The organism is Saccharospirillum alexandrii (assembly GCF_004000275.1).
GTDB classification, from domain to species: domain Bacteria; phylum Pseudomonadota; class Gammaproteobacteria; order Pseudomonadales; family Natronospirillaceae; genus Saccharospirillum; species Saccharospirillum alexandrii.
Map to the genome: position 1 here is coordinate 1073275 of NZ_RCIP01000002.1, position 18027 is coordinate 1091301.

Consider the following 18027-nt stretch of genomic DNA (forward strand, 5'->3'; position numbering starts at 1 on the left):
TGGCAAGTGGTTATGTGGTGAGGGTATCGTTTGCGCCCTCTCTCCACACTTGCCCTGGTTTGGTTGGGTTCAGGCTATTGAGAAGAACCCTCTCCACAGCTCTCCCCCATTGGGTGGGAGAGAGCTGGGTTAGTGGGTGGCGAGTCGCACCCCTGAAGGAGTTTGGACGGGCTTGTGCTCTAAGCGGGTTCGAAACCAAAGCCGTTGTTGGTGATGCGCATGGTTTTGCCTTCCTGAGCGGAGGCTTGAGCGGCCAGGCCGAGAACGACTGCTTTCAAGCCGTCTTCTACGGTGACTTCTACCGCAGCACCTTCGGTGATGGCTTTGAAAAAGCCCAGGTGCTGGTAGAACGTAGAGCCGTTGTGGTCGCCAGCCTCCAGCAGGGCCGGGTCGACCGGGATGTCGGATTCTATTGGGCCTTTGGGGTCGCGCGGGCTCACTATCACCTTGGGAGTTGGTGGCTCGCCCAGGTGGTCGGGCCAGAAGCGGCCGGGGCCGGGCACCAGGCATTCGACCTTGGCGGTGGGCCCCACGGCGCTGATCTCTTCCTGGTAGCGCGAGCCTTCGGCGAACATGCACAGCTCCAGCATGGCGCGTTTGCCGTTGGCGAAATTCACGATCACGTAGGCGTTGTCGAGAATGTCGGGCGTTTGGCCGTTGTAGGCTTCATCGAGGTGGTTAACATCCTGACCGGCACTGGCCATCACTGAGGTCGCTTCGCTTTCGAGCAGCAACCGCATCAAATCGAAGAAGTGGCAGCATTTTTCGACCAGGGTACCGCCGGTGTTGGCGTTGAATCGGTTCCAGTCGCCCACTTTCGGCAAAAACGGAAAGCGATGTTCGCGAATGCTGAGCATCGATACGGGCCCGGCATCAACCGCTTGTACGTGTTCACGCAAGCGAGTCACCGGGGGCATGTAGCGGTATTCCATGGCCACCCAAACCGGGGCCGGGTGCGCCGCCACAGCCGCGCGGACGGGCTCTACGTCGTCGATGCGGGTGACCAGCGGCTTTTCGATGAGAATCGGCAGTTGGGTGTGGGCCAGCAGGGTCAGTAACTGGTCGGCATGGCAATGGTTCGGGCTGGCAACCAGCAGGGCATCGAGATCGGTCCGGGCACACAGGGCCTCGACCGAATCGACAAAGCTGGCACCGGGCACCAGTTGAGCACAGGCATCGCGCATGGCTGCGTCGGGTTCAAAAATTGCGACCACCTCAGCGCCTTCTATTAGCGCCAGATTACGCAGGTGTTCCTGCCCCATCATGCCGCATCCCAAAACGCCGTATCGAACCTGTGCCATTGCGTACTCCACTGTTGTGACTGTTTACTGAGACAAATAAGTGCATTTAAGTGATGTTCAAACGTCGCCCACAGGCAACATGAACCATTCAACAGAACGGCCCGTTACCAAACGCCTTACGACAAACGGGAAATGTAACGAACCACGGTCGGGTCGAACCAGGTGTAGGAAAATTCTTCAACCCGATCGTTGCTCGACCAGCTCAGCCGTTCTACAAACCCCAGCATCGTATCGGGTGCTTTGCCGAGCAGGTCGGCCACCCAGCCTGGCGCGCCGGTGCAACTGATGCGGTCTTCAATGTGGGTGATCCAGAAATCGAAGTGATCGCGATAGTGTTTGTACAAACTTTCCAGTAGCTTCTCGGCACTTAGCGCAGGGTCGTGCTGCTGATCGAGCCATATTTCCTCGGCGGCCGCCGGTGTCTGGTTCAGGTAACGCAACCGGCGGATACACCACAGCGGTGTGTTACTCTCCAACCCGAGCTGACCGGCCACGTAGGGGTTCTCGGCCGCTGTTACGCTGAGCGTATCGGCATTGGGCATGCCCCCGCCTTCCAGCAATTCGAGCCGGAACAGTTGATACACGGCCCGGTTGTTCAGCGTGGCTTTGACATAGGTGCCCGAGCCCTGGCGACGCTCAAGCATGCCGTCGCTTTCCAGTTTGGACAGCGCCTTGCGCAAGGTTCCAATGGCCACCCCCAGCTGGGTGGCGAGATCGGCCTCAATCGGCAGGCGTTCGCCAATCTGGTAATGGCCGGCGGCGATTTCGCGGTGCAGCAATTCGCTGATCTGAATATACAATGGCAGGCGTTTGGTCTGCTTCTTACCGGATGATGCACTGCCTGACATTTTCGGGGTTGTTGTGGTCATTGTTGTTACCCTGATCAGTGAAATTCATTCACTATTCATTTACATGTTGAGCATACCTTGTTAGGGTGCGAATGCCAACATTTCTGACTCATTGCCAACAATAAGGGCCTGATCGCCCAGTGGAGAACACCATGCAACGCATTCACCTTCCCAACACCGACGTCGAACTGAGCCGGCTGGTTTATGGCGTCTGGCGCCTGGCCGATGATCAGGATACCTCGGTCGACCATGTTCGTGCCAAAATCGATGCGGCTCTGGCCGAAGGCATCACCACGTTCGACCACGCCGACATCTATGGCAACTACGAATGCGAGATCCTGTTCGGCACTGCTCTGGCGGCCGACCCCGCGCTGCGCGATAAAATGGAACTGATCAGCAAGTGCGACATTGCCCTGGCCACCGACAAGTTCCCGAACCGTCGCGTCAAACACTACGACACCAGCGCCGGGTACATTAACGCCAGCGTCGATAACAGCCTGAGCCACCTGCACACTGACCACTTGGACCTGTTGCTGATTCACCGGCCAGACCCATTGATGGATGCGGCCGAGACCGGTGCCGCCCTCGATGCGCTGATCGACAGCGGGAAAATCCGCGCCGTCGGCGTCTCCAACTTTGGGGTTCACGAGTGGCGTTTGCTGCAGGCGAACATGAAGCACCGTCTGTGCGTTAACCAGATCGAGATGAGCGTACTGGAACGCAGCGCCTTCACCGACGGCACCCTGGCCGCGATGCAACTCGACCAGATACAGGCCATGGCCTGGTCACCCCTGGCCGGCGGCCAGATCTTCGGTTCCGATGACGCGGCTAAACGCGTGCGCCCATTGCTCGAAGACGTCGCCCAATCCAAAGCCCAGGGCCGCGTCGACCTCGCCGCGTTTGCCTGGCTGCTGGCTCACCCGGCTGGCATTCTGCCCGTTGTCGGCACCAATAACATCGAGCGCATCAAAGGTCTGGCACAGGCCATGGACATCACGATTGACCGCGAGACCTGGTTCGAAATCTGGACCGCTGCTGCGGGGCAGGAAGTGCCTTGAAGGCTAACTTCCAGAGAAGAAAAAGGCGCGTTTTCACGCGCCTTTTTTAGTTCGTTGGAGGCTACTTGTTCTTATTCGACTCCGGCCGCGCCGGCCAATCGAACAAACTTAAAACTTTCGCTGTGAAGCTAAGAAACGTTGATGCAACCTCATTCAAAAGGTCACCGGCGTTGCTTCACTGAACAGCAGGCAGGACGCCTGCGGTAGGGATGATGGGGCATGGAAGCCCCTTCAGACCGGGAGAAGGGAAGGAACGGCGGGGGCCTGAACGACTGACACCAAAGCCTACCGTACAGGAAGCAAACCCAACCACAGACAAACACGACTGGCACTGAAGCCTACCGTGCCAGGAGCAACCACCGCCGCTAACGATCACTTGTAGGAGATAGACGCCAGAATACTGCGCTCGCCTTTAAAGGGCTGGCGCGCGTGGAGGACGGTGTAGTTGCTGATCCAGAGCACGTCGCCATCTTGCCATTTGAAGTTGACGCATAACTCATCCATGGCTTTAACGGTGGCATCCATGACTTCGGGGTCCATGTACTCGCCGGAACCGGTGGTAACCGCTTTGGTGCCTACGTTGCGGCTGTCATTCCAGCCGGTATAGACCGCCAGCACGGCGTTAAAGAACACCTTTTGCCGGGTTTCTTTGTCGAATTGAATGGCTGGCAGCACGCGGGTGCGCGTCAGCAAATTGCCATTGTCGAGCCATTCCCAGTCCATGCCGGCCTCGGTCATCACGCGTTCGGCGTCTTCGCGAGTCTGCACCTGGAAGGTGTCTTTCCAGGAGCGGCCAATGGCCGAACCCTTGTCGGTCACTTCCGGCATGACGCGGTTGTAGCGCACGCCTTCTTTTTCCAGGCGCTCGGCGAATTCCGGGTTGATGTCGCTAAAGGCGCGATAGATCTCGCCCGAGTGCAGAATTGAGGTTGCACCGCCCTCTTCGGCGGCTTTTTCGCAGTAGAAAAAGATGTACCCCGGCGGGTTCGGTACCTGGGCCATTTCATGGTGAAACGGAATGGTCTCAGACGCCGGTGATTCGTTGGCCGTTACGATGCGCGACGCCGTGACCTGGTTGCGCGGAGCCGCGCCGCCGACGTAGGGCATGTTCTTGAAGGAGGTGTGATCCAGATGGCGTTCAAAAGCATCGGCATCGGTGACCGGGAAACCGCGAAACAGGATGGCACCGTGCTCAATCAACTGGGCTTTCAGGGCTTCCTGCTGCTCAGAGACCCAGGCATCGAAGGCGCTGGCGTCATTGGCTACTGCGTCGTTGTGCGGTGCTACTACCAGCGGAAAATCCCGGCCATTGACCTGTTTTTGCTCGGGTATGTGATCGATTTTTATTGTCATGCTGCCTCCTGGATGGACGGTCGGGCTGCCTGAAACCGGCACGCACCGCACTCTGAGCCTGTGATAACACCACTCTAGCAACCTGAATTTAAAAAGTAAATCAATAGTGAATGAATTTATTCCGAACACCATTCGCGAAAAAATTCATCCACTATTGATTTACATCAAGTAAAAGGGCTGTTAACGTTTTCACTGCCCTGATGAGAGAGGTTCAACAATGACAACAATGAACCGGCATCCGGCACACCCAGGTGTTCTGCTATGAACGCCCTGCTGTTGCCGTTGAAAGCCCTGATGTTTCTGAACACCGCCATTGCCAAGGTTGGCAAGTTCCTCGCGTGGATCTGCGTGACCCTGATGGTGTCGTCCATCCTGTTTCAGGTGGTGATGCGTTATGTGTTCAATAACGCCCAGCCCTGGCCCGAAGAAGTGGCCCGCGCCTTTATGATCTGGATGATGGCGCTGGTGGCTGCTGCGGCTTACCGAGAAGGCTCATTCGTTGCCATTGAAATGCTGCACGATTTTCTGCCACGCGTTGTCGCTGCGCTGCTGAAGATAGTGCTCTACGTCGCCGCACTGATCATTCTGTATTACCTGTTCACCATGGGGCTGGAGTTTTTTCAGCGTGGTTTTCGCACCCGTGCAGCCAGCTTCAACCTTCCGCGCGCCTGGATCTACCTGGCCATGCCCGTTTGTTTTGGCACCATGATTCTGGTCAACATTGAACTGCTGCTGAAAGAAACCGGCGCTCTGCTGTTTCGTGATTTCAACGACCGGCTTGGCATTAAACCCAAACACGGCAGAGCCCAGCTGGCGATGGAGTAAACAGTATGTTGATTCTCTTTTTACCTCTGTTTTTGATCGTGCTGCTAATTGGCATGCCGGTGTTTTTTGCCACCCTGTTTGCCCCCGGTTTTATGCTGCTGTGGGAAGGCATGGACCGCGATTTGCCGCTGTTGTTTCGCAACATCTATAACGGCATCGACTCTTTTCCGCTGATGGCGATTCCGTTTTTCATGCTCGCCGGTGAGCTGATGAACCGGGGCGGCATTACGTTTCGACTGGTGGATTTTTCGCAGGCGTTCATCGGCCATGTTCGTGGCGGCCTGGCTCACGTGAACATCATGTCGAGCATGTTGTTTGCCGGCCTTTCCGGCTCGGCCGTCGCCGATACCTCGGCCATCGGTTCGATGATGATTCCGGCGATGGAAAAGAACGGCTATAAACGTAAGTTTGCGGCCGCCATTACCGCGGCCTCATCCGTCATCGGGCCGATCATTCCGCCTTCCGGCATTATGATTATTTACGCCTACACCATGGAAGTATCAGTCGCCTCATTGTTTGCGGCCGGTATTGTGCCAGGGGTGTTGATGGGTGCTTCGCTGATGCTCATTACTGCGTTGATGGCCAAGCGCTATGACTTTCCCACCTCTGGCCACAAATACACCTGGCCAGAGCGTGCCGGTGCGACCAAGAAAGCGATTCTGCCTTTGCTGACGCCGATCATTATTCTGGGTGGCATTCTGGGCGGTATTTTCACGCCCACTGAAGCCTCGGCCGTCGCTGTTGCGTACGCCCTGATACTCAGTGTGTGGGTATTGAAATCGGTCAAGCTGACGGAATTGCCATCGGTCTTTGTGCGCAGTGCCATGGGTTCCGCGGTGGTATTGCTGCTGGTCGGCTCGGCCATGGCGTTTAAGACCGTCGTTAGCCTGTCGCAGTCTGCACAAATGTTGGCCGAGTGGATGCTGACGCTGAGCGAGAACGCCTACATCTTGTTGTTTCTAATCAACATCATGCTGTTCATTGTCGGCATGTTTCTCGATGCCGGCCCGGCGATCATTATTCTCGGCCCGATTCTCGCGCCGATCTTCACATCGATCGGGGTCGACCCGGTGCACTTTGCGATGATCATGAGCGTGAACCTGACCGTTGGGCTGGCGACTCCGCCGATGGGGCTGGTGCTGTTTGTGGCCTCGAGCGTTTCCGGCGAGCGGGTGGAATCGATCGCCAAGGCTATCCTGCCGTTCCTGGCCGCCGAGATTGCGGTGATTTTCCTAATCACCTTTGTACCGGAAATTTCACTGACCGTTCCCCGTCTGCTGGGCCTGATGCCTTGGCCCGCATGACGAACGGTGCAACGTCTGTTGCACACTGAAAGCAAGACCGAAAGCACAACAACCAACAATAAATAACACTACAACGACAACAAGAGGTAAGAGCCATGCGTTTGAATCGCAAGCAAAAACTCATCGCAAAATGCGTTGGAGCCGTGACCGGTACTCTGTTAACCCTGGGCATGGGCATTGCCAGCGCGGAAGACTACCGTCTGCGCGCTGTCTCCAACGCCAATGAAAACGACGAAGATTACGATGGCCTGGTCGTGTTCAAAGACTTCGTTGAAGCCCAATCCAACGGTGCCATTGAAGTCGACATTTTCCTCGGCACCCAGCTGTGCGGTAACGGTACCGAGTGCATGCAAGCCCTGGAAGACGGGTCGGTCGACATCTACATCTCCACCTCCGGTGGTGTGGCCAACATGTATCCGTACGTTCAGGTGCTGGATCTGCCCTACATTCTGAGCAGCGACCGCATGGCTGAAACCGTGCTGCGCGGTGACTTCACCCGTGAAATGCGCGATGCCATTCTGGAAGACTCCAACGATCAGGTTCGTCTGATGACCATCGGTAACACGGGCGGCTGGCGCAACTTTGCCAACACCCAGAGAACCGTGCGTACCCCGGAAGATCTGGAAGGTCTGAAGATCCGCACGGTGGTCGCCGACCTGCCGCAGGCACTGACCCGTGGCCTGGGCGCCAGCCCGACACCGATCCCCTGGCCAGAGCTGTTCACCTCACTGCAAACCGGTGTGGTTGAAGGGTCCAAGAACGGCATCACCGACATTATGTCGATGAAATTCCCGGAAGCCGGCCTGCAGTACCTGACGCTCGACGGTCATGCTTACATGGCGGCCCTGTGGTACATGAACAATGACGTTTTCATGGACATGCCGGAAGACATGCGTCGCGTCGTTGTCGATGGTTTCGATGCCCTGCAGCAAGCGACTTTCACGTCACCGAAGCGCAAGTCGATTCAGGCCTATCGTGATTTCGCAGCAGCCGGCGGTGAAGTCTATGTACCCACCCCGGAAGAGAAAGAGCAATTCCTGCAAGCGGCCACCCCGGCGTTCGACTGGTTTGTCGAGAACATTGAAGACGGCGAAATGTGGCTGGACCTGCTGCGCAGCGAAGCTGAAAAAGCCGATGCGATGATCAACGAAAGCTACGAGCGCGACCTGAACTAAGAACTCATTATTGCTGCTTTGCCGCCAGTGCCTTATGGGCCTGGCGGTTTTTTTATGGCTGATGCATTGGGTTCAATGCCTTCATAAACGCCTGCACCAGCGGTGATTTAATCGCCTCGGGCGAACACACCCAAGAGAAAGACCGCACCAATGTCAGATCCGTATTAAGCGGTACAAAACGGCCCGACCCGTCAGCATCAAGCGACAGGTGAGATAAACACCCGGCCCCTAGCCCGCTTAGTACGGCTTGTTTAATGGCCTCCTGCCGGCTCAGGGTTAAGCGTATTTTCGGCTGTATGCCCGCTGCCTGCATGGCAGTATCGAACACCTCCCGGGTACCGGAGCCGGGCTCGCGGACGATCCAGTCCAGGGTTTCCAGCTGGTCGACAGATACCTGTGTTTCATCGGCCAGCGGGTGACTCCGGGTTACAAACAGCGCCAAGCGGTCTTCCTGCCAGCGCCGAATCTGCAAATAATCATGCACGGCCGGCCCTTCGATCAAGCCAATCTGTGCCTGGCCGGTTTCCAGTTGCTGCAGCACGCCCCGGGTGTTCTGGATATCGATGGCCGGGCGGATGCCCGAGTATTGCTCCGTTAGCTGGGCCAACACGCCTGGGATGACATAGCAGGCGATGGTGGTGCTAGCGGCAATGCGTAGCTGACCGGCAAGGTCATCGCCCGACCCTTCCGCCAGCCGCTGACAATCGCTGAGAATCAGCCGCACCTGCGGTAGGCGGTCGCGCCCAGCCGACGTAAGCACTAACTCCCGGCCACGGCGTTCAAACAGCGCCAGCCCCATCTGCCGCTCTAGCTCCGTGACGGCCTGGCTGGCGGCAGACTGGCTGATGGCCTGTTCTTCGGCCGCCAGGGTGAGGCGCCCGAGGCGAGCCGTTGCTTCGAATATGGCCAGTTGACGCAGGGTGAAATTCATAAGCCCAGCCGAACTATTAGTTAAGTTATATCCATTATACTTATGTTAAGGACCAAACTACAGTAACCGCACTTGAATGGGAGCTTTGTCATGGTGTGGATACTGGTAGGTTTGGCAGGCGCAGCCTTGTTGCTGTCTCAACTGCCGTTGCTGGCGGGCATTGGCCTGAGCGCCCTGCCGTTGGCCGTGCTGATCGGTGCGCTCTATGGCAACTCGCCGCTGGCGACCGAACCGACCGCCAAAACCAAGGCCGTGCTGGGGTTTGCCCAGCAAAAGCTGCTGCGCCTGGGCATCATTCTGTTTGGCTTTAACCTGAGTCTTACCCAACTCGTCGCCGTCGGCTGGCCTGCCCTGGTGGCCGATGCGATTATGATAGTGGTGGTACTGAGTTTCGGCATCTGGTTTGGCATTCGGTGCCTGAAAATGAGCCCCGAGCTTGCTTCGCTGGCTTCAGTCGGCAGTGCCGTCTGCGGTGCCGCTGCCATCATGGCCGCCAACCCGGTGATTAAAGGCCGAGATCAGGATGTGACCCTCTCGGTGGCGCTGGTGGTTATCTTCGGTACCCTGGCCATGTTCACCTACCCGCTGCTGTTCGCCTATTCCGGGCTCGACCCGGCCTGGTTTGGTATTTACATCGGCAGCACCGTGCACGAAGTCGCTCAGGCTGTCGCCGCTGGCCAGTCGATGGGTGCGGAGACCATGGAATTTGCGGTCGTCACCAAGCTGGTGCGCGTGATGATGCTGGCCCCGGTTGTTCTGGTACTGGCTCAGGTTTTCATTCGTTTGCGTCGGCATGAATCGACTGACGCTACCAGAGCCCCACTGCCAATCCCCTGGTTTGTCTTCGGTTTTATGCTCGCCGCTGGCGTCGGCAGCCTGGGTTGGTTGCCGCCGGCTGTCATCACGGCATTGCAATGGCTGGCTCAACTGGCACTGGCACTGGCGATGGTCGCCCTTGGCATCAAGGCGCGCTGGTGCGACCTGAAAACCGCCGGTTGGCGCCCGGTGGCTCATGCGGGGGTTTTGTTCGTTCTGCTGTTGGGTGGCGGGCTTGGGTTGACGTCGGCTTTGGTAACAATGTTCTAACGGGCCGTTGAAATTCGCGCCCCTGCTGTCACGCCGGGCATCCAATCAACGCGTCTGTGAGTATACTGATGTATACATGCTTGCACGGACTGGTTAATGAACGCTTTGGATCCCTACTGGCGGCGGCTCTATGAAAACCGCCCGAATCGTACTCAGCACGCTGACGCCCTGCCTGTAACCGCCCTGAACGCAGACCTTACCCAACCGGCCATCATCAATACCGACAAAGCCCAATGGGTGCCTTCACCAGCGCCGGGTGTTCAGCGAATATTGCTGGAGCGCAACGGTGGCGAGCAGACGACGCGGGCGACAAGCCTGGTGGCCTATGAACCGAACAGCCAGTTTGCCGGGCATGAGCACCCGCTGGGCGAAGAGTTTCTGGTATTGGCAGGGGTGTTCTCGGATGAAAACGGGGATTACCCGGCCGGCACCTATGTGCGCAACCCACCCGGGTCACAGCACAAACCACGCAGCCAGCCAGGCTGCCTGATTCTGGTGAAGCTGCAGCAATTCCGGCCCGATGATCGGAATCACCTTGTGGTCAGTCCGAGCCAGTCACGGGAATCCTCCGTATTGTTTAACGACTACGAACAGGTGCATTGGTTGCGCGCGCAAGACAACCTGAAACTGACCGCAGAAGACCACCCCGGTGGCATAGAGTTGCTGTTGCTGAGCGGTGCCTGCGACTACGCAGGGCGCCCATGGAGTGCCGGCACCTGGATTCGGTTGCCGGCGACCTCACTATCGACCGTCGAACTGGCGGCGGGTGCCGAAGCCTGGGTGAAGACAGGGCATCTGGGTCAGTAAGCCGCACATTAATAGTATTTGAGTTCGGTCGACTTACCCCAGAACACCCGATAGGCAAACGCCGTATATGCCAGAATGAGCGGCAGTACAATGGCAACGCCTACGCCGATGAACTGTAGCGAGGCAGTCGCACTGGCGGCTTCCGCCGCCGTGAGTTTACCCGGCACCACGTATGGGAAAAAGCTGTAAGCCAGGCCCAGAAAGCTCAGCAAAAAGAGCAGAGCTGCGGCAACAAAAGGAAACCAGCAACCGACATCATCCCGCGTTGGCACCTGCTTCAGGTACTGATCGACCAGCACTACCAAAATCAGACACACCAGCGGAATCGGGATCAGTAGAAACACCGCAGGCATGCTGAGCCAGCGTTCGGCCACATCGGCACTGACCAGGGGGTTCATCACACTGATGGCGGCTATGCCCAAGGCGGCAAACCAGCCGGCGCGCCGCGACCAGTAGGCCGCCCGGATTTGCAATTCCCCCTCCGATTTCATCACCAGCCAGGCACCGCCAATGTAGGCGAACGCCGCGCTGACGCAGATGCCGCTGAGCACGGCAAACCCCTGCGCCACCCAGCCGGTCTGAAACGCCAGCACATAACGGCCCAGCATATAGCCGAGCGTCAGCGAGGTGATCAGCGAGCCTGCCTTGAAGGCGTGATCCCACAGGCGGCGATGGCCGGTAACGGCTTTGGCGCGGAAGTCGAAGGAGACGCCCCGCAATATAAGCCCGATCAGCAAGAAGGCGGCGGGCAAATACAACTCGCGCAACACCAGGCTGTGGGCTTCGGGAAAGGCGATCAGCAAGATCCCCACGGCCAGCACCAGCCAGGTTTCGTTGGCATCCCAGAACGGGCCGATGGAGGCGATCATCTGGCTGCGTTGGGGTTCGTTATCCATCGGCAGCAGCAAGCCGACGCCGAGGTCATAGCCATCGAGCACGGCGTAAATCAGAACGGCCAGGCCCATCAGGACGAGAAATATTTCTGGTAGCCATTCGGTGATGATCATCAGCGTGCCTCCTGGTGGTTGGCATTGGGCTCGGCGGCAGCGCGGGCTTGCAGTTCGTCGAGATCGACATCGACCTCGCGTTCAAACTCTTCGACTTCAACCGATTTACGCGCCATGTAAAACAGGGTCTGCAGGTAGGCAAACAGCAGGACGGCGTAGACCAACAGATACATCGTCAACGATAAACCCACCTGCGCTCCCGGTACCGTGGTCACCGCTTCCGAGGTGCGCAATACACCTGACACCAGCCAGGGCTGTCGGCCAATTTCAGTCACGTACCAGCCCGCCAGTGTCGCCAGCCAGCCCGAGAACGTCATGCCGACCAGGGTGCGCTGCATCCATACCGGCACCGCGCCCCGGCGCCACAAAAACCAGCTGCCAAGCCAACTGACCGCGAGCATTAACAGCCCCAGACCCACCATAATGCGAAAACCGAAAAACAGGGGTTTTACCGGCGGATGCCCTTCTTCTTCAAATTCATTCAGCCCGCGAATTTCACCGTTCATATCGTGAGTCAGAATGAAACTGGCCAGCCCGGGCACACCGACTTCAAAGGCGTTGGAACGGGTTTCTTCATCGGGCCAGGCAAACAGCAGCAACGGAGCACCGCGCTCGGTCTCCCAAACGCCTTCCATGGCCGCCACTTTTTGCGGCTGATGTTCAAAGGTGTTGAGGCCATGCAAGTCACCCACAAAAATCTGCACTGGAATCAACAAGGCCGCCACAACGATGCCCGCACTCATCGCCTTGCGCGGTGCCAGCTTGGTATCGCCTTTCAACAAGCGATAAGCCGATAAGCCCGCAATCAGAAACGCCGCGGTGAGGCCAGAGGCAATCATCATATGCGTCAGCCGGTATGGCATGGACGCGTTAAAAATGATGTCCCACCAGCTAACGGGGTGGGCCACACCATTGATCATTTCGAAGCCATCGGGTGTGTGCATCCAGCTGTTCAGCGCGATGATCCAGAAGGCAGAGAGCGAGGTGCCAATGGCGACCAGAAACGTTGATAGCGTATGCAACCAGCTGGGCACTCTTTGGCTTCCGAACAACATGATGCCGAGAAAGGTTGCTTCCATGAAAAACGCAGTCAGCACTTCATAGCCAAGCAGTGGCCCGGCAATGTTACCCACGGTTTCCATGAAACCTGGCCAGTTGGTGCCGAACTGAAAGCTCATGGTAATGCCGCTGACCACACCGAGCGCAAAGCTCAGCGCGAACACCTTCACCCAGAACCGATAGATCCGCATCCAGACCGGATGCCCGCTGATTTCGTGCCGTACTTTGAAGTAAACCAGAAACCAGGCCAGTGCGATGGTGATGGTCGGGAACAATATGTGAAAGCTGATGTTGGCGGCGAACTGAATGCGCGACAACATCAAGACATCGGCCAATTGTGACTCCATAGATCCTCCGGAAAAACAGTTAACACTCAGTCAAGATTCGGAGTTCGGGCCCATTAGGTGGCATTGGCCCGCATCGGTCACCTGGCATGCCCCTGTGGGGCCGGCGTAAATCTGTCCATGGCGGTCCGACGATTCGGGCCTAGACCGCAACATCCATGTTGCGGACTACCCCTCAGGGGCACACCAGGTAACCGCTGCTTGTTAATTCGACAAACTCCACATCTTGAATATTTCAGTCATTGCCGATGGCTTTCTTTCTCGTTTTCGGTCGCAACCGGTCAGTCATTTCCAATACTTTGCCGACGCCAGACCCGAGTCGCATCAGTGCCTGCAGGTGTTCGGGTTTCATGTGCTGCATGTCGTCGAACCAGTGGTTAAACAGTTCCAGCAGGTCGTGAATTTCCTGCATCTGCTGGCGGGCGTGGTGCGGCATGTCATCCTGCTCACTGGCCATCAGTTGGCTGCGCAGCATCGACAGGGTTGGGTCCACTTCCCGTTTCTTGCGTTCTTCCAGCACCTGTTGCGACAGCTCCCAGATGGTGCCGTTGGCCAAAAAGTAGTCTTTGCGGTCGCCCGGCTCACGGTGCGTCCGGATCAGCCGCCAGGAGTGCAGCTCCTTCAACGCCATACTGACGTTGCCGCGCGAGATGCTCAGCGACGCGGCAATATCGTCGGCCGACAGGGGTTCATCACTGAACACCAGCAACGCCAGCATCTGCCCCACGGTGCGGTTGAAGCCCCAGCGACTGCCCATTTCGCCAAAGTGCAGAATCATGTTTTCCAGTTCAGTGGTCAGCTTCATCGCGCCCTCTATCAGAACCCCGATCCCACACCCTTGATGCAGATCATCAGATTATTGAAGTTTCAGTATTTTCTGAAAGTTTAGAAAGATCTGAGCAATATGCAAGAATTTTCAGGGGGCAGGGACGTAAAGGTGGCGGGATGTGCTGGGTCTTTAGCCATGGCCAGCTTTGTCCACGCCCGATGGTAGCCAGAGGGGCTGCCGGGTATGCTCATTGGAGGCACGCCGTAAATACATCCAGGTAGGCTCGACAGCCCGCGTCCTGCGGTCTGACGGCCTCCAATGAGCATACCCGGCAGCCCGAAGCTTCTCCGTGCCGATTCAAATAGAACCACATTCAAAGGCCCTGGCACCTAAGCAGAAACAACAGGGTCCTTTTGCTGCTGTAACTCATACATGTGGCGATAGAGGCCTTCTTCGGCCATCAGCGCCTTGTGGTGGCCCTGTTGCTGAATGTGGCCCTGGTGGAGCACAACGATCTGGTCCGCTTCCATGACGGTGCTCAGGCGGTGAGCGATGGCGATGATGGTGATGTGGCCGCGCAGTGCCATCAGCGACTGCTGGATCAGTGCCTCGGTGTGGCTGTCGATGTTGGCGGTGGCTTCATCGAGAATCAGAATGTCCGGCTTGCGGGCCAGGGTTCTGGCCAGGCTGAGCAACTGGCGCTGGCCGTTGCTGAGGTTGCCACCGCGTTCGGTCAGCACGGTCTGGTAGCCCTTGGGCATGCGCATGATGGCGTCGTGCAATTGGGCCTGACGGGCAGCCTGCTCTACTTCCGCATCGGTGAGGTCCCATTCCAGGCGAATGTTGTCGGCAATGGTGCCCATGAAGATGAACGGGTCTTGCTGCACCAGGCCCATGCGTCGGCTGCGCTCGGCCGGGTCAATGCGGTCGAGGGGAATTTCTCCCACCCGCACGGTGCCGAGTTCAACCGGGTAAAAGCCCATCAGCAACGACATCAGCGTGCTCTTGCCAGAGCCGGTGTGGCCAACGATGCCGACAAACTGACCGGGTTCGATGCTGAGGTTCACGTCGGTCAGCACCGTGCTGCGGCCATCGTAACTGAAGGCCTCGATTTCGAATTTAACCGACGCATCGCGAGGGCTTTCCGGATGGGCTGGCACAGCCACCGTCGATTCGTCGAGCAGTTTGAACACACGATCGGCCGAGACCAGTGCCTGCTGAAACATGTTCAGCCGCGAGATCATGTCGATGACCGGTTCGGTCAGGTTGCCCAGGTAATTCAGAAAAGCGTAGATAACGCCGACCTGAATCGCCCCGGCGGGGCTGAGGAAATCCCAGCCGAAGGCGAACAGCAAGCCAGCGAGCAAGGCCATGTAAACCAGGTCGACCAGGGCGCGCAGCATCAGGCCATCGATCATGACATTGCGGATCTTGGCCTTGTAATGGTCGGTGCTGGTGGTTTCAAAGGCGCGGCTGAAGCGGCCTTGCTGATTCATCAGCTGAATCACCGACATGCCCTGAATGCCTTCGTTCATGCGCGCGTTAATGTCACTGAGCAGGGTACGCACTTGCTGGAACACCGGCGTCGACAGCTTCTGGTAAATCAGCATGATGCTGATCACCGCTGGCACCAGAACCACACAAATCAGCATCAGTTTCAGGTTCAGAAAAGCCATCGCGATCAGAATGCCGGTCATGCGGATGCTGTTTTGAATCACCACGGAAATGACGTTGACGTACAAGTCTTTGATCGCTTCGGTGTCGTTGGTAATGCGGCTGATCAGGCTGCCGGTCGGGGTGTGATCAAAAAACGCCAGTGGCAGGCGCATCACCTTGGCGAATACCTGCTCGCGAATGGTCTGCACCACGTTCAGCGCAATGCGGTTAAAGCGAATGGCCTGCTGGAAGAAGCACACGGCGGATATCAGTTGCGCGGTCAGATACGCCAGCACCAAACCCACCAGCGGTGTCACCGCCCAGTAACCCGGTGTCAGGAAGCTGTCGATAAACACCTTGATCAGGTAGGGGCCGAGCACGTTACCGGCGGTTGCCAGGGTGAGCAGCAGTACGGCTTGAATCAGCATGGGCCGGTACGCCAGACCGTAGCGCAACAAGCGAGTAAAGGTGCCTTTCATTGGCCAGCCTCCACTACTTGTTCCAGTTGCTGGTAGGCAAAGGTGCGCTGATACCAGCCTCCCTGTGCCAGCAGTTGTTGATGCGTGCCGCGTTCGATGCAACGCCCCTGGTCCAACACCAGAATCTGGTCGGCTTCTTCGATGGCGGTTAACCGGTGGCAGCTGATCAGCGTTGTGCGCCCGGCGCGGGCCGCTTTCAGGTGCGAGAGAATGCCCTGCTCGGTGCGAACATCAACAGCAGAGAGCGCATCGTCGAGCACCAGTACCGGAGCGTCGGTCAACAGGGCCCGGGCAATGGCGACGCGTTGCTTCTGACCGCCGGAGAGCGTTACGCCCCGCTCGCCCACAAGCGTTTCATAGCCGTCGCTGAAGCGCAGAACGTCTTCGTGAATCTGGGCAATACGAGCGGCGGCTTCGATCGCGTCGCGGCTTGCATCCGGCTGACCCAGCGCAATGTTTTCCGCCACGGTAGCGGTAAACAAAAATGGCGTTTGCGGCACGACCGACAAATGCCGGCGCAAGTTGTCGAGCGTGAACTCGGCGACCGGCCGGCCACCCAACCGAACGTCTGCGCCCTCGCCTTCCTGCAGCCGGGCCAGTAAATCAAGTAGCGTTGATTTGCCAGCACCGGTTGGGCCGACAATGCCGATCAGCTCACCGGCCTGTACCGATAGTGACAGGTCCTGTAATACCGGTGCCTGTTCAGGCGAGTGCTGAAACGCACGAATGGTCATGTCTATGGCGGCATCGGCATCGCCGGTGAAGGTGCCGTTGTCTTTGATGTCCGGTTCGGTATGCATCAGCTCATCGATGCGTTCGTAGGCTGCCTGGCCTCGTTCGACCAGGTTCAGCATCCAGCCGACGGCGAACATGGGCCAGATCATAAAGCCCAGATACAACGTAAAACTGGTCAGTTGCCCCAGGGTTAGCTGGTCGTTCACAATGAACCAGGCACCGCCGGCCACACTCAGAAAAAACGACATACCCACGGCCAGAGAAATGGCCGGGTCGTATTTGCTGTCGGTGCGTGCTACTGCGAGGTTAGCGGCATTGGCTTCGCGGGCAATGGCGTTGAACTGAGCGTCTTCGACGTTTTCGCGACCGAAGGCACGAATCAGCCGGATGCCGGAAATGCTTTCCTGGACCTTGTCGTTCAAGTCGCTAAAACGGGCTTGTGCGAGCCGGAAGGAGGCATGCAATTCCTGACCAAAACGCCACATGAAAAAACCGACAATGGGCCAGGGGACCAGCGCAATGAGCGTGAGCTGCCAGCTGATTTGAGTGGTCATTACTGTTAATACCAATATGCCGGTCAGGGCGCCATCAAACAAGGCAAGTACGGCTTCACCGGCCGTCATTTCCACCGCCTGAATGTCATTGGTGGCACGCGCCATTAAATCACCGGTATTGTGTTTCTGGAAAAAAGACGAGGACTGGCGAGTCAGGTGCCGGTATATATCGCGACGCAAGCGGTTTGAGAGAGCATAACTGGCGCCGAACAACGACACGCGCCAGACGACACGCATCACATAACTGACGACGGCGACGCCCAGCACAATACCAACATTCAACCAGAGCTGATCCAGGGTGAGTGTCTCTGCGGCAATGCCATCGACCACCCGACCGGTGATCCAGGGCGGAATCAGAACCGCAAAGCCGACGATGACCAGTGCGCTTACTGCAATGCAGTAACGGCGCCATTCGACTTTGAAAAACCAGCGTAATTTCCAGAAAACCGACACAGTAACCTCAATAACCGGGTTAGGCAGGCGGGCCAGAATAGGCAAATGCAACGGTTTTCGCTACTGCCGCAAGCATTATTTTATACACCGCTCACGTTCTGATTCTGTGACGCCCGCCGGGCGATGTCAGTCGTTTGTACCCCTACAATGATCAAGCCAGTCCTGTTTCGTCAAACCGATTCAACCGTTACGTCAGGTGGCGTAAAACTGTGCACTCTGTCGCAGCCCCGGAGATCCATAGCCTGATATTGACGAACATCCCTTGGGTTTTGCAATCGGGCCC

15 protein-coding genes are annotated in these 18027 nt (G+C 57.5%); 6 read left to right on the plus strand and 9 right to left on the minus strand.

The genetic code is table 11. The annotated features are described in order from the left end of the window. Positions 1-179: 179 nt before the first annotated feature. Both EP166_RS12615 and EP166_RS12620 read right to left on the minus strand, forming a co-directional pair. A complete protein-coding gene (locus EP166_RS12615; protein WP_127557486.1) occupies positions 180-1301 on the minus strand; it encodes a Gfo/Idh/MocA family protein in 1122 nt (373 codons plus the stop codon). A 116-nt stretch (positions 1302-1417) separates the two neighbouring features. Continuing rightward, a complete protein-coding gene (locus EP166_RS12620; protein ID WP_246026284.1) occupies positions 1418-2170 on the minus strand; it encodes a GntR family transcriptional regulator in 753 nt (250 codons plus the stop codon). A gap of 131 nt (positions 2171-2301) precedes the next feature. Between EP166_RS12620 and EP166_RS12625 the strand changes: the two genes are divergently transcribed. Beyond that, positions 2302-3207 carry an aldo/keto reductase gene (locus tag EP166_RS12625; RefSeq protein ID WP_127557488.1) on the plus strand — a complete coding sequence of 302 codons (906 nt, stop codon included), beginning with the start codon at positions 2302-2304 and terminating at the stop codon, positions 3205-3207. Between the two features lie 372 nt (positions 3208-3579). On the opposite strand, the gene EP166_RS12630 is transcribed toward EP166_RS12625, so the two are convergent. Beyond that, entirely contained in the window at positions 3580-4560 is a 981-nt protein-coding gene (locus EP166_RS12630; RefSeq protein ID WP_127557490.1) for a TauD/TfdA family dioxygenase, read from the minus strand. Between the two features lie 261 nt (positions 4561-4821). Between EP166_RS12630 and EP166_RS12635 the strand changes: the two genes are divergently transcribed. The 3 genes from EP166_RS12635 (at position 4822) to EP166_RS12645 (ending at position 7864) form a co-directional block, all read left to right on the plus strand. Next, positions 4822-5385: a TRAP transporter small permease gene (locus EP166_RS12635; protein WP_127557492.1), complete on the plus strand. Its 564-nt coding sequence runs from the start codon at positions 4822-4824 to the stop codon at positions 5383-5385. A 5-nt stretch (positions 5386-5390) separates the two neighbouring features. Continuing rightward, positions 5391-6689, plus strand: a complete 1299-nt coding sequence (locus tag EP166_RS12640) for a TRAP transporter large permease (RefSeq protein ID WP_127557494.1) — start codon at positions 5391-5393, stop codon at positions 6687-6689. A 95-nt stretch (positions 6690-6784) separates the two neighbouring features. After that, positions 6785-7864 (plus strand): TRAP transporter substrate-binding protein, encoded by a 1080-nt coding sequence (locus EP166_RS12645; RefSeq protein ID WP_127557496.1) that lies wholly within the window; start codon positions 6785-6787, stop codon positions 7862-7864. A gap of 52 nt (positions 7865-7916) precedes the next feature. Here EP166_RS12645 and EP166_RS12650 read toward each other — a convergent pair whose 3' ends face one another. Continuing rightward, positions 7917-8795 (minus strand): LysR family transcriptional regulator, encoded by an 879-nt coding sequence (locus tag EP166_RS12650; protein ID WP_127557498.1) that lies wholly within the window; start codon positions 8793-8795, stop codon positions 7917-7919. 90 nt (positions 8796-8885) lie between these two features. Between EP166_RS12650 and EP166_RS12655 the strand changes: the two genes are divergently transcribed. Together EP166_RS12655 and EP166_RS12660 are read left to right on the plus strand one after the other, a co-directional pair. Beyond that, positions 8886-9881, plus strand: coding sequence for a YeiH family protein (locus tag EP166_RS12655; RefSeq protein ID WP_127557500.1), 996 nt, complete (start codon positions 8886-8888; stop codon positions 9879-9881). A gap of 96 nt (positions 9882-9977) precedes the next feature. After that, the gene (locus EP166_RS12660; RefSeq protein WP_127557502.1) at positions 9978-10688 is read left to right on the plus strand and encodes a cupin domain-containing protein; all 711 of its coding nucleotides are present in this window, start codon (positions 9978-9980) and stop codon (positions 10686-10688) included. Between the two features lie 8 nt (positions 10689-10696). On the opposite strand, the gene cydB is transcribed toward EP166_RS12660, so the two are convergent. The 5 genes from cydB to EP166_RS12685 all read right to left on the minus strand — a co-directional run bounded on the left by cydB (position 10697) and on the right by EP166_RS12685 (position 17795). Beyond that, positions 10697-11695: a cytochrome d ubiquinol oxidase subunit II gene (gene cydB, locus EP166_RS12665; RefSeq protein WP_246026285.1), complete on the minus strand. Its 999-nt coding sequence runs from the start codon at positions 11693-11695 to the stop codon at positions 10697-10699. Then, positions 11695-13101, minus strand: coding sequence for a cytochrome ubiquinol oxidase subunit I (locus tag EP166_RS12670; RefSeq protein ID WP_181952719.1), 1407 nt, complete (start codon positions 13099-13101; stop codon positions 11695-11697). Before EP166_RS12670 ends, cydB begins: the two co-directional genes overlap by 1 nt. Positions 13102-13333: 232 nt before the next feature. Further along, the gene (locus tag EP166_RS12675) at positions 13334-13903 is read right to left on the minus strand and encodes a GbsR/MarR family transcriptional regulator (protein ID WP_127557504.1); all 570 of its coding nucleotides are present in this window, start codon (positions 13901-13903) and stop codon (positions 13334-13336) included. 353 nt (positions 13904-14256) lie between these two features. Further along, the gene (locus tag EP166_RS12680; RefSeq protein WP_127557506.1) at positions 14257-16002 is read right to left on the minus strand and encodes an ABC transporter ATP-binding protein; all 1746 of its coding nucleotides are present in this window, start codon (positions 16000-16002) and stop codon (positions 14257-14259) included. Beyond that, the gene (locus EP166_RS12685) at positions 15999-17795 is read right to left on the minus strand and encodes an ABC transporter transmembrane domain-containing protein (protein WP_246026286.1); all 1797 of its coding nucleotides are present in this window, start codon (positions 17793-17795) and stop codon (positions 15999-16001) included. Before EP166_RS12685 ends, EP166_RS12680 begins: the two co-directional genes overlap by 4 nt. Positions 17796-18027: the final 232 nt, after the last annotated feature.

Bases quoted from the DNA above. Each gene is read 5' to 3' on its own strand.
- EP166_RS12615 (WP_127557486.1), bottom strand. From the start codon at position 1,301: ATGGCACAGGTTCGATACGGCGTTTTGGGATGCGGCATGATGGGGCAG.
- EP166_RS12625 (WP_127557488.1), top strand. From the start codon at position 2,302: ATGCAACGCATTCACCTTCCCAACACCGACGTCGAACTGAGCCGGCTG.
- EP166_RS12645 (WP_127557496.1), top strand. From the start codon at position 6,785: ATGCGTTTGAATCGCAAGCAAAAACTCATCGCAAAATGCGTTGGAGCC.
- EP166_RS12650 (WP_127557498.1), bottom strand. From the start codon at position 8,795: ATGAATTTCACCCTGCGTCAACTGGCCATATTCGAAGCAACGGCTCGC.
- cydB (WP_246026285.1), bottom strand. From the start codon at position 11,695: ATGATCATCACCGAATGGCTACCAGAAATATTTCTCGTCCTGATGGGC.
- EP166_RS12655 (WP_127557500.1), top strand. From the start codon at position 8,886: ATGGTGTGGATACTGGTAGGTTTGGCAGGCGCAGCCTTGTTGCTGTCT.
- EP166_RS12620 (WP_246026284.1), bottom strand. From the start codon at position 2,170: ATGACCACAACAACCCCGAAAATGTCAGGCAGTGCATCATCCGGTAAG.
- EP166_RS12640 (WP_127557494.1), top strand. From the start codon at position 5,391: ATGTTGATTCTCTTTTTACCTCTGTTTTTGATCGTGCTGCTAATTGGC.
- EP166_RS12680 (WP_127557506.1), bottom strand. From the start codon at position 16,002: ATGAAAGGCACCTTTACTCGCTTGTTGCGCTACGGTCTGGCGTACCGG.
- EP166_RS12635 (WP_127557492.1), top strand. From the start codon at position 4,822: ATGAACGCCCTGCTGTTGCCGTTGAAAGCCCTGATGTTTCTGAACACC.
- EP166_RS12670 (WP_181952719.1), bottom strand. From the start codon at position 13,101: ATGGAGTCACAATTGGCCGATGTCTTGATGTTGTCGCGCATTCAGTTC.
- EP166_RS12630 (WP_127557490.1), bottom strand. From the start codon at position 4,560: ATGACAATAAAAATCGATCACATACCCGAGCAAAAACAGGTCAATGGC.
- EP166_RS12675 (WP_127557504.1), bottom strand. From the start codon at position 13,903: ATGAAGCTGACCACTGAACTGGAAAACATGATTCTGCACTTTGGCGAA.
- EP166_RS12660 (WP_127557502.1), top strand. From the start codon at position 9,978: ATGAACGCTTTGGATCCCTACTGGCGGCGGCTCTATGAAAACCGCCCG.